The following is an 11,389-nucleotide window of genomic DNA, read 5'->3' on the forward strand; positions in this document are numbered from 1 at the left end:
AGTATTCGTGCGATCGTACCAAGCTAATAACTCGCGATCGATCCCATTAAACACACCCTGACATCTACCGATCCCTAAACCCACTTCTGGCATCCAGTAAGGCTCGCCAATTTGTAATTTGTAGTTACGATCCGCGCCTAATTTATAAACTTCAAATGGTTGATGCCTGTCACGCAGCCAAAATTCAGGGTTGTAGATGACATAATAAAGCACTTCAATCCATGTAATGTGCATGGTACACTTCGATCTTGCTGATTTGCTGCGGGCGGCTCGTCAATAGTTAACCGTTGATAACACAATCCAACCGGGATTTGATTAGCACGCAGTAAGGCGGCGAGTAAGTGACTTTTGGCAAAGCAATATCCTGTTTTATATTTGAGGACATCAGATGCACGACAGGTAACAGGGTTCATCTGGTAATCATAACTGTGATGAATTTCATCCCGTACCCATTCAAAACAAGCTTTAGCGATATCTATGGTAGTTTGATGTTTTGAGGCAATTTGATGGGCGAGTGCTAAAATTTCTGGATGTTGCCAATCGATGATTTCACTTAATTGTAAATATTCTTGTATATACTTTAGTTGAAAAGCTCGTCTACACCATCCAAATCGCTATCCACAGAATCTAATTCTAGATAAGAGCATAAAATAGACTGGACTTGACGTATTTTTTCAATCTTCAATATTCCTAACTGCTTCACTAACCGCTGCTTGTCAAAAGTCATCGGATCGATACATACAATAAAGCTATCAGTAGTTAAACCATTATTGGCATCTGGTTCGAGTGCGACAACCACAGGTAAGAGTCTACTATCTGGAGTGCTAAATGTAATAGGTAACACAGTTACCTTGCGTCGCTGATTAAAAAGTGTGCCCGAAACAATCATCGCTGGGCGAGTTTTGCGAATTTCAGTACCGATGGAGGGGTCAAAATTGACTAACCAGAGACTTCCCAATCGGTAATTGCTGATTGTTGCCATTCCTCATCCTCTATCGATGTTTGTTCATCTAGAGCCAAGCAAGCCGATAGCATGGCTTGTTGTTGCTGTTTTTTCTGCCAAGCCGAGAGTAATGATTCAATTAATTGGCTGCGGTTAGCTACTCGCGCATCGATATATCGAACCAGTTCATTAGGCAATGAAATAGATATTTTCACAATCTTTATGTTCGCTGCTACTCAGGATGCTACTCATTATAAGACCAGAAAGAGTACTCAGTCAAGAACGATGCTTACTTAGAAGCGACCTGCTAACGCAACGCTGACGCGATCGGCATTCGCCAGCCTGTACCAAAAGCTCGATCGGTTATTTTTAAGCCTGGGGGCGCTTGGCGGCGTTTGAATTCGGCAAGTTTGACTAGTCTGGTTATTTTGGTGACTATTTGCGGATCGAAACCACGATCGACTATTTGCTCGATCGATTGATGTTCGCAGACGATTGCTTCTAAAATAGCATCTAAGATTTCATAAGGTGGTAATGAATCTTGGTCGATTTGTCCGGGTTTGAGTTCGGCGCTGGGGGGTTTGATAATGATATTAATGGGGATGATTTCTCGCTCTCGATTCAACCATTTACAGATCGAAAATACTCGCATTTTGGGTACGTCGGCGATGACTGCTAAACCGCCATTCATATCACCATAGAGGGTGCAATAGCCAACAGCCATCTCGGATTTATTACCAGTGGAGAGGAGTAAATAACCGAATTTATTGGACATGGACATCAGTAATGTGCCGCGAATTCGCGATTGGATATTCTCTTCGGCTAGTCCAAATTCTGTCCCTTTAAATTGTGACTCTAAAGTGCGATCGAATCCCTGCATCAGATCGCCAATCGGGATAGTTTGGGTTTCGATCCCTAGATTAGCAGCTACGGCGATCGCATCGGTGACTGAGTGCGATGAGCTATAAGTCGAAGGCATCAATACGCCTAAAACGTTTTCAGCTCCGAGAGCTTCAGCGGCGATTGCAGCTACTAAGGCGGAATCGATACCACCGCTCAAGCCCAGAATTACTTTTTGAAAACCACATTTGTGGATATAGTCGCGCACTCCTAATACTAATGCTGCCCAAATTTCAGCATCGGTACAATCCGACTGAGGCTGAATTTTAGCTGGTTTTAGATCTTTTGCTACTTCATCAAATTCGATGATAATTAAGTCTCGATCGAATGATGTACCCCGACAGACTAGTTCGCCCGATCGATCGAATCCCAAGCTACATCCATCGAAGATCAGATCGTCATTTGCGCCAATTTGATTGACATACAATACCGCTCGATCGTATTTAGTCGCGGCATGTTTTAAAATAGCCGATCGCACTTGTTGCTTACCTACACTATATGGCGATGCTGATAGATTGATTGACAAATCGATATCTAGTTCGGCTAATTCCGCGATCGGATTAGCTAAATAGCTACGTTTGCCCCAATAATCTTCATCATTCCAGAGATCTTCGCAGACAGTTACGCCAATCTTAATCCCATCTAAAACAAACCAATTTGGCTCACTACCGGGTGCAAAGTAACGATTTTCATCAAACACATCATAAGTCGGCAACAGTCGCTTGTGGAAGATCTTTTGCACCTTTCCAGCAGCTAATAGCGCGATGCTATTAAATAATGGTTTACCACCTGTGACGATCGCATCAGGATTGGCGGTGGCGAGTCCGACTAATACGTGTAAATTTGGCGATAAATCTCTTGCTAATTGGTAGAGAGTTTGCTCCATTTCAGTAATGAAGTGAGCATTGAGCAATAAGTCTCGCGGTGGGTAGCCACACAAGGAAAGCTCGGGGGTGAGTAATAATTTTACTCCCTGGCTGGTTACTTGTTGGGCAGCTTTTAAAATCTGTTGGGCATTGTTTTTTAGATCGCCGATGGTGGGATTGAGTTGAGCTAGAGCTATTTTCATAATATTTTTTTAACCGCAGAGGACGCAGCGATTCGCGTTCGTCGGGTTTCCCGACGGTTGAGCGCGATCGAGACAGAGAGTGCAGAGGGAAGAATAAGAATCTTTATTAATCATCTAAGATTGCTATATACGTTTTCAACATCTTTGTTCTAGATTTATAATGCTTAGACAAACAATAAAGGCTTATCCTTCAGTGGTGCAAATGCTACCGGATCGAAGCGATATAAACTTGCCGGACGACCGCTACCACGAGAGGATTTAATCCCTGTTTCTTGCAAGAATTTTAATTTAATTAACCGATTGCGAAAATTGGAATAATCAGAAAATGCTTCGCCGAGAACGGTGGTGTAAAGTTGATAGATATCGCTGAGGGTAAAGAGTTCTGGCAACACATCAAAAGCGATTGGGCTATATTCCAATTTATTTCTCAATCGTTGATGTCCGTACTCGATAATCTGTTGATGATCGAAGGCGAGATCGGGTAATTTATCGATCGGGTACCAAGCAATGCCACCAACGCCAGTAGCGATTAATTCGGCGGCTTCGTATCTTACTAAGGCAAAGTAACTAACTGATAAATACCGCACGTCATAACTATCGGCTGCTTCGCGCGGGTCGCGTCCGGGGCCGCCAAAAGTATATAATTGTTCGAGGTATAAGTTATCAACTTTGATTTTTTCGGCTAAGATCCGATCGGCAGCAGTTTCTAAAGTTTCACCTTTCCTAACTAATGTCCCTGGCAAGCACCATTGCCCTAAATAGGGTTCATCATGGCGCATCACTAATAGAATTAATAATCGATTTTGCTGGGTATCGATCGAGAAGATAGCATTGTCTACTCCGACTTTAAAGTCGGCAAGAATTTGTTTATTTAAGTGTCGCTCGATCGCATGGTTCATAAATTATCGAATATAAATTGTGTTGCTGAATATATTTAGCGACGCTAGGAGTCATCCCGTGAATGGAGTGACTGTTCCTAATTGCTGTCGATGATATAATTGGTGTCGATAAGGGGGCGATCGCGATTTGTGCGCCGAGATCTGTTAAACGTTGAAGATCGGTTAGTTCGATTTGATTCCCAGTGCGAGGGACGATTAGTAATTTCACTTGAGTTAATAGTTCATTCGCTCGATACCACTGGGGTAATTGGGCGATTAAATCCGCTCCAATGGTGAGAATAAATTCACTATCTTGCCATATTTCTCGCGCTGTAGCTAAGCTTTCAAAAGTACGTCTACTACTTAAATTTCGATAAACTTTAACGTGCCGATCTATCGGCGGCTCGATTTCAGCAATTGATAACTCTAGCATCTGCGATCGTTGCTCTAATGATGCTCCATGTGCCTTAAATGGGTTATCTGCCGCCCAGACGGCGACGAGATCGAATTGCGATGCCAACCACCTAATAATCTCTTGATGAGCGATCGTTGGCGGATCTGCACTAGTTCCGAATAGAGCAATTTTCATTCTAGAGGGTATGTTTAGGTTTTAGGTTTTAGGCTTTAGGTTTTAGGGTTTCAGGATGAGGAGTTAGCAATCGGGATTTTGCAATCGTTCTTTCGCTCGCTCGAATGGTATTTACTTTAATTTTTAGATACCAAGCTTTGAGTTAAGGCTGTTAATGCTGGCGAAATATTAACTGGTGTACTGCGATCGTAATTAATATCTCGCAAATCGGCAGATAAGCTTGCTACATTTCGATCTGTACGTTGCCTAATTGTTACCAGATTGTCATCTGGCACCAGCCGATTACCTTGGCTCATTACTAGCTGTAGTAAACCCTCACCCTCAGTTGCTAAACCGAGAGTGTCACTGGTAAAGCAATCGGATTGAGGGTGCCTAAAAATCTGTTTTTTGCCAGGGTAGGTCATTTTGTCAGGAGATTTCTTCATTGTCGGAATGTTATCGATCTCGACTAACTTGTAGACACCGTTTACCGGATTACCAGTAACTAATTTAGTCCCCAATCCAAAGCCATTAATCGGTGCATTTGCCGATCGCAATCTGGCGATTTCCCACTCATCAAGATCGCCACTGGCAAAGATATCCACGGTGGGTAAGATGGCTTTGACTTGCTGGGATAAACTGACTAAATCGCCAGAGTCGAGCCTAATTCCCGATAATTCTAGTTCGCCAGCAGCGATTTGTCGCGCTAGCATTTTTGCGGCGGCAATCGGATCGTAAGTATCGATGAGTAATGGTGCGCCGGGAAAGTAACGATGAAACGCAGTAAATGCTGCTAACTCGCTACCTTTAATCGCGTCGATTGCCATGACTAAGGCGTGTGCCATCGTTCCGCTGGGTTGATATCCCAACTTTAAAGCAGCTAGTACATTTGATGTGGTATCCAGCCCCCCCGCAATTGCCGCTCGTGCCGCCCACAGAGACGCTTGCGGGCTAAAGGCACGCCGCGTGCCAAATTCCAGTAACGTGGCATCTGCACCTGCGACATCCCGCAACCGAGCGGCTCTAGTGGCAATTAGGGTTTGATAATTGATAGTATTAAGGAGGTAAGTTTCAAGGATCTGGGCTTGCCACAAGGGTGCTTCAATGCGCAGGATTGGTTCGTTGGCAAAGATCGCTGTGCCTTCGGGTACCGCCCAGACATCACCAGTAAATCTGGCGGTGGCGAGTAGCTCCCAAAATCTATCGGGGGCGTTTTTAAAAATCCCTGTCGCTTGCAATCGATCGATTTGAGTCGCGTCAAACTGAAATTGTTCGAGGTATTCCAAGGCTTGAGCTAAGCCCATGGCGATTAGATAACCAAAGCCTTTTGGTAGTTTTCTCACAAATAGCTCAAAACTTGCGGTCGATCGATCTAGTGATTCACCCACATAGCAGGCTGTCATCGTGAGCTGATATAAGTCTGTTAACAGGCTGCAATCCTCACCTGACAAGGATGATAGTGATGTCGAGCCAGAGAGAGGCTTATGGATCGTAGCAACAGTTTGATTTAGCATTTACTCAAAATAGCTTTTCCCTATTATGGTGACAAACACCATAACTTGTCAAGAAATTGTTGTGCTGAATATCTAACTCAGCACTAAAGTTAATTAGCAGCACCCTCAATCCGTCCGCTCGACAATTGCAAAATCATTAGCAGAATGAGTTGGTACCCAGGTTAGCGCAGTTAATTGACAACAAATTGCTAAGTTCGCTCGATCGCGCGAAGTTGAGATCCGATCCCTGAATCCGCCAGCGGTAGCTTCGATCCCATCTCGAACTGCGATTCTTCTTTACCAAAATGGTATCAGAAGTGACATTCAGGGGTAATATGATAGAGATGTGCATCATCTACTGTCGCGATCTAAAGTCAATGATGCAGTTACTAGTTTCTTCAACCACGGTCGAGTAATTGCGCGATCGACCCGATTGAAGTAGTGCTTTTAGTCGGGACAAACACTACCCTTGTTAAGGATGGTTGCTAGAACCGAGTAATCGATGTTGACGCGTTGGCGAAGCCTTGCCCCTGGCAAATCGAAGCACACTAGGATATTGGGTAAAGTCTAGGTGATGTACAGCAGCAAATGCCAACTCTTCAAGAGTTGGTGCAATAGAATAGTCAAGATCGAATGGGACTCGAATGGCTTACCGTCTTGAAAACCGCATTCTAAACGCTCTACTCAACTCGACGATATCGATCGTGTAAACGGAGATTTAGAGACAAATCTAGTAATTAGAAATAATTATTAAATACATATCTGTTTGCCTAAATCTGGATTCGACGGTGGATAGATGACTTACCCCGCAACCTGCTTGGTAGATGTAGTGAAAATTGCAATCGCTCGGCTAAACAATCCCCGTTGTCCACAAGCAAGATCGGTAAAGGCGCTTGGATACTCTGACTGTTGCTAAAATTGTCAGCATAGCACCCGTGCATAACATCCCGTAGCTTAGCACTATTACAAACTTAATAAATGAACATGTTCTTGGGTGGAGGTAAATTAAACTATATGGAATTTTCGATCGCCACGTTGCTATCGCATGTTAGTCCTGAGAAGTTAGTTACCCCAAAAATACTAGAAAAGAAGTTAGGGTGTGAAACTCCTTCAAGTGTCGCGCAGTTGGATCTCGCTCTAGAGTTACTCGAAAAGATTGGCATTTTGGTAAAGGAGAAAGGAAAATTTCGCCGCGAACTGACAGAGCGAATTGTAGAAGCCAAGCTACGCTGTTCGAGTAAAGGGTTTTGCTTCGCAATTCAAGATAGTGAAAGTGCCGATGATATCTACATTCGAGAAAGTCATCTCAGCAATGCCTGGAATGGCGATCGAGTATTGATCGAAGTCATCAAAGATGGCAGCAGGCGGCGGAGTCCCGAAGGCGCTGTCAAGCTGATTTTGGAGCGGGCTAATCCATCGGTACTCGCCAAAGTCAAGCGGCTGGAAACAGGCGACTACCGCGCTATTCCCCTCGACGATCGACTATTGTTCGAGCTAGAAGTCAACCCTAGTGACAACAGTTCCCCGCCTAATGGGCACGAGCCGATCGTCTTAGATGACATTCTCGATCATCTCGTCCATGTCGATGTCCTCCGTCATGCGATCGGGCAAGATTTACCGATCGGTAAAGTTGCTAGAGTTCTAGGTATGACTACCGAGTCAGCCCAAGACATCGACATCGTAACTTGCAAGCACGATCTGCACCAAACATTCCTCCCGGCTGTTGAAGCGGCGGCGGCGAAAGTCACCAAAGGATTTAAAGATCCCATCGCTGCAAAACGTCTCGATCTGACTGGATTACCGACAATCGCGATCGGTCAACAGTCAGAACCTCAAGATCGTGCTTTAACGATCGAGCATTTAGACGGTGACGTGTGGCGATTGGGCGTCCATATCGCCGATATTGCTAGTTATATCACCGCCGACGACAGACTCGATCGCGAAGCGCGCAAACGCGGAACGGCAGTGTATTTGGGGGAAAATACCATCCCGCTACTGCCAGATGCCGTGCATCAGGCTTGTGGATTTCTACCAGGTGCCGAACGCTTGGCAATTTCGGTATTTCTCTCGCTCAACGAAGGCGGTGAATTAATTGAATTTAATATTCAGCCCAGCCGGATTCAACTAGACTGGTCGATCGATCCCGAGCGAGTCAATGCCGCCTTAGCTGGCGAACCGGGTGAAATCGACCCTCAAGCGCTCGAAATCATTAAACCGATCTGGAACACGATTGCCCCCGCTTTTAGAGCGCAGCGGCGATCTAGAGGCGGTTTGGAAGTAGATACGATCCAAAAGCAAGCTCCATTTGCTGATGAAGGCAGATTGGGGGCGATCTTTCTAGACGATCCGCAATCTTTACTTACCGATGTGATGGTGATGGCAAATTATGCGATCGCCGTCCATCTCCAAGCCCTTCAAGTACCGGGTATCTATGCCGTCCAGCACACGCCCGAACTAGTCGAAGTCAATGACACGATCAAGTTGGCGATCAATCTGGGATTGAGCTTTGAAGGCGAAGTCGAGACAGAAATTAGCGTCGCTGACTTGCAGCGTCTGAGCCTGCAATTTGCCCAGTCACCCGTACCGCAGGTACTCAACTACCTGTTTAAATCCCTACTCAAAACCACCGTCTACAGCACCAAACCGGGCACCCATTTCGGCTTAGCGATCGAGAATGGCTATACCCACGCTGTCTCGCCCCTGCAACGCTATCCCGATATCCTGATCCAACGCGTTTTGCATGAAGTGTTTGCCAATGGACGCGATCGCAAAACTTCACGCGCCAAGGAAATCCTCGACTTGGGGAGCAGTAGCTGTCACGGACAGATTACGTGGAATGTCCTCACACCTACAGTTCAGCAAGAATTAGAAGCCCAAATTGCCGGATCGATCGCCCATTTAAACGATCGAACCAAAATTGCCCAAGACGCTGAAAATGACCTTGCTGGATTGCAAAAAGCCGAGAAGATGAAATCCCGCACTGGAGAGATTTTCCAAGGCTTAATCACTGGCGTTCAATCCTACGGTTTCTTTGTCGAAATCGAAGACTCCCTCGTCGAAGGCTTGGTACATGTCAGCTCGCTCAAAGATGACTGGTATGAATTTCGTCCCCGCTATGCTTGTCTAGTCGGACGCAAAAATCGCACCTCCTACCGTCTAGGCGATCGCGTCGAAGTCCAGGTCAAGAGTGTAGACTACTATCGCCAGCAAATCGATCTAGTTACCGTCACGAGTATGCTCTCGGAAGCCGCTACCGACGCAGCGAATGAAGCAGGAACCGCAGAGGCAATCGCCGCTACTACCGATACCGATACCGATCTCGATGCCGTTACAGTTAGCCACGATCTAGAAGAAACCGATTTTGAGTCGGGAGATGATTAACACTGCTGACACAGCGGCTAACCTGCGATCGCTGGTTGTCTAAACTGCATATCCTGACATTGAGGCTCATGTAAAGCCTACCAATTAGGTAGGGGCGATCTCCAAGTTGCCCCTACCTAAATATTGGGCGCACGATCGAACTGGGTAGCGATTGTTAAAATGTATTAGCGGAGATCGCTTGAGTCTTCCGCCGCAACCGTCCCTATCCATCCATATCGTCTTCCTAATTAACAAATAACAGGGGTTTGCTTGTCTTGTCTTGACGCATCGAACGGGAGGGAACCTCCCATTCGATGCGTCGCTGTCTCGCTGTAAGGTTACGCTCAACGCAATTCTCAATTCTCAATTCTCAATTCTCAATTAATTTAATGAAACCTCTCATCCTCGGTATTACTGGCGCATCCGGTTTAATTTATGCCATTCGAGCGATTAAATATTTGCTAGCGGCTGACTATCAGATCGAACTAGTTGCCTCGAAATCTACCTATATGGTATTTCAAGCCGAAGACCAAATTAGATTGCCCAGCGAACCCGAAGAACAAGCCGACTTCTGGCGCGAACGAGCGGGTGTGCCGACAGGGGGTAAACTCCGCTGTCATCGATGGGGGGACGTGGGGGCAAATATTGCTAGTGGTTCTTACCGCACTCAGGGCATGTTGATTATCCCGTGTAGCATGAGTACAGTCGGCAAATTAGCCGCCGGATTGAGTGGCGATCTCCTCGAACGGGCGGCAGATGTCCAACTAAAGGAAGGGCGCAGACTAGTGATCGTGCCTCGGGAAACGCCCTTTAGCTTGATCCACCTCCGCAACTTGACTAGCCTCGCCGAAGCTGGTGCGGCGATCGTTCCAGCCTGCCCTGCGTGGTATCACAAACCGCAATCGATCGACGATCTAGTTGATTTTGTCGTCGCTAGAGCCTTGGATCGACTCGATATCGATTGCATTCCGTTGAACCGCTGGAAAAGTGACTCATAGGTAAGCGCTCAGCTTTTAAGAGGGGAAATATTTGTAGATATGAAAATAATTATCGCCTTACTAGTACCGATCTTAATGGGAATTGTCGTCGGATCTAATCTCCTGCCAACAATGACAGTAATCATCCTCAATCAGCCGACAATTGCCTTGCCAATCGGCGTCTGGTTGATTATCGCGATCGGGTTGGGCTTATTATCTAGTATTGCCATCCAAGTATTAATCTCGATCGATCGCCGCTCGCTCAAACGACAAATCCGGCAATTACAATCGCGATCGCCGCAGGATGAAGATGTTTTTACTTATACACCCCAGGCAACTCGATCGAGCGCATCATCAGCCAAAACTGCTGGCGAAGATCCAGCAAATCAGTCACCAGCAGCAGCCAAACCCAGTCGATTTAAGAGCTACCGATCTACATTTGCCCAGCGATTTACCCCGCAGCGATCGACATCACCAAACGTTAGCGACGATCGCGATGATTGGGGCGATTCACCAGTCACAAACCGCCAACTAGATTGGGAAGATTCGCCGCCACCCCGATCGCAAAATCGCCAGTCCGCAGCTAATAGATACCCAGTAGAAACCGATGATTCACCAGATCGATCGAGTCAGTCAAGCTATGCAGAGCGCGGCTCACAACGGAACCAATCGCCTTCACCAGCCACTAGCAGAGAAGTATATGACGCTGATTTTAGATTGATTCAGCCGCCTTATAAACAGCCGCTAGAAACCGAATTTGATGACGATCTCGACGCCGACGATTTTGAGTACGAGGATACAGATCGAGCTGCTGACAAATCCCGATCTTCTGTCACATCATCACCAAATCGTTCCACACCGACAACCGATCTTGATGATGAAGATTGGGGATTTGATTTTGAAAGTCGGGATACTCCTGCTAAAGCAAATTGAGCGCGATCTGTGTCGAATTCTAATTATCTTTCAAGTTAATTGGAACTATCATTAAAATTACGTGCATAATATATTAATATGAAGTCAGCTTCATCATGGTTAATACATGAAGTAACTGCACAACCACCCACAAATATCCGTAATATCCACCATTCAAACTATGCCTAAAGTCGATTCCGTAGCAGAACCAACCATCCCTACATCACCACTTACTGGGAAAGCTCTGCTTCAAAAAGTTAAAGAACTTTCACATCTTGCCAAACGGGAA

Annotated in this window: 9 protein-coding genes and 2 pseudogenes; 3 read left to right on the forward strand and 8 right to left on the reverse strand. The window is 45.9% G+C overall.

The genetic code is table 11. From position 1 onward, the window contains the following. The 8 genes and pseudogenes from RMO35_RS10445 to RMO35_RS10480 all read right to left on the reverse strand — a co-directional run. A pseudogene (locus RMO35_RS10445) lies at positions 1-213 on the reverse strand (hypothetical protein); the annotation flags it as partial. A gap of 2 nt (positions 214-215) precedes the next feature. Next, positions 216-575 (reverse strand): annotated as a pseudogene (locus tag RMO35_RS10450) (transglutaminase family protein); the annotation flags it as partial. Between the two features lie 5 nt (positions 576-580). After that, positions 581-982, reverse strand: coding sequence for a type II toxin-antitoxin system PemK/MazF family toxin (locus tag RMO35_RS10455; protein ID WP_309740990.1), 402 nt, complete (start codon positions 980-982; stop codon positions 581-583). Next, positions 940-1,158 (reverse strand): hypothetical protein, encoded by a 219-nt coding sequence (locus tag RMO35_RS10460; RefSeq protein ID WP_309740992.1) that lies wholly within the window; start codon positions 1,156-1,158, stop codon positions 940-942. Before RMO35_RS10460 ends, RMO35_RS10455 begins: the two co-directional genes overlap by 43 nt. 92 nt (positions 1,159-1,250) lie before the next feature. After that, positions 1,251-2,912, reverse strand: coding sequence for an NAD+ synthase (locus tag RMO35_RS10465; RefSeq protein WP_396135646.1), 1,662 nt, complete (start codon positions 2,910-2,912; stop codon positions 1,251-1,253). Between the two features lie 164 nt (positions 2,913-3,076). Then, positions 3,077-3,811, reverse strand: a complete 735-nt coding sequence (locus RMO35_RS10470) for an NrtR DNA-binding winged helix domain-containing protein (RefSeq protein WP_309740994.1) — start codon at positions 3,809-3,811, stop codon at positions 3,077-3,079. After that, positions 3,780-4,379: a nicotinate-nucleotide adenylyltransferase gene (locus RMO35_RS10475; protein ID WP_309740995.1), complete on the reverse strand. Its 600-nt coding sequence runs from the start codon at positions 4,377-4,379 to the stop codon at positions 3,780-3,782. Before RMO35_RS10475 ends, RMO35_RS10470 begins: the two co-directional genes overlap by 32 nt. 116 nt (positions 4,380-4,495) lie before the next feature. Further along, positions 4,496-5,872 carry a nicotinate phosphoribosyltransferase gene (locus tag RMO35_RS10480; protein WP_309740997.1) on the reverse strand — a complete coding sequence of 459 codons (1,377 nt, stop codon included), beginning with the start codon at positions 5,870-5,872 and terminating at the stop codon, positions 4,496-4,498. 963 nt (positions 5,873-6,835) lie between these two features. Between RMO35_RS10480 and RMO35_RS10485 the strand changes: the two genes are divergently transcribed. The 3 genes from RMO35_RS10485 (at position 6,836) to RMO35_RS10495 (ending at position 11,121) form a co-directional block, all read left to right on the forward strand. Then, positions 6,836-9,232 (forward strand): ribonuclease R, encoded by a 2,397-nt coding sequence (locus RMO35_RS10485; RefSeq protein WP_309741000.1) that lies wholly within the window; start codon positions 6,836-6,838, stop codon positions 9,230-9,232. A 368-nt stretch (positions 9,233-9,600) separates the two neighbouring features. Then, positions 9,601-10,209, forward strand: coding sequence for a flavin prenyltransferase UbiX (locus tag RMO35_RS10490; RefSeq protein WP_309741002.1), 609 nt, complete (start codon positions 9,601-9,603; stop codon positions 10,207-10,209). A 39-nt stretch (positions 10,210-10,248) separates the two neighbouring features. Further along, positions 10,249-11,121 (forward strand): hypothetical protein, encoded by an 873-nt coding sequence (locus RMO35_RS10495; protein WP_309741003.1) that lies wholly within the window; start codon positions 10,249-10,251, stop codon positions 11,119-11,121. The last annotated feature ends 268 nt before the right edge of the window (positions 11,122-11,389 follow it).

It is taken from the genome of Chamaesiphon sp. OTE_20_metabat_361 (assembly GCF_031364565.1).

What these genes read in the sequence shown, in the direction of transcription:
- RMO35_RS10480 (WP_309740997.1), bottom strand. Translation starts at nt 5,872, where the DNA reads ATGCTAAATCAAACTGTTGCTACGATCCATAAGCCTCTCTCTGGCTCG.
- RMO35_RS10490 (WP_309741002.1), top strand. Translation starts at nt 9,601, where the DNA reads ATGAAACCTCTCATCCTCGGTATTACTGGCGCATCCGGTTTAATTTAT.
- RMO35_RS10470 (WP_309740994.1), bottom strand. Translation starts at nt 3,811, where the DNA reads ATGAACCATGCGATCGAGCGACACTTAAATAAACAAATTCTTGCCGAC.
- RMO35_RS10465 (WP_396135646.1), bottom strand. Translation starts at nt 2,912, where the DNA reads ATGAAAATAGCTCTAGCTCAACTCAATCCCACCATCGGCGATCTAAAA.
- RMO35_RS10475 (WP_309740995.1), bottom strand. Translation starts at nt 4,379, where the DNA reads ATGAAAATTGCTCTATTCGGAACTAGTGCAGATCCGCCAACGATCGCT.
- RMO35_RS10455 (WP_309740990.1), bottom strand. Translation starts at nt 982, where the DNA reads ATGGCAACAATCAGCAATTACCGATTGGGAAGTCTCTGGTTAGTCAAT.
- RMO35_RS10485 (WP_309741000.1), top strand. Translation starts at nt 6,836, where the DNA reads ATGTTCTTGGGTGGAGGTAAATTAAACTATATGGAATTTTCGATCGCC.
- RMO35_RS10495 (WP_309741003.1), top strand. Translation starts at nt 10,249, where the DNA reads ATGAAAATAATTATCGCCTTACTAGTACCGATCTTAATGGGAATTGTC.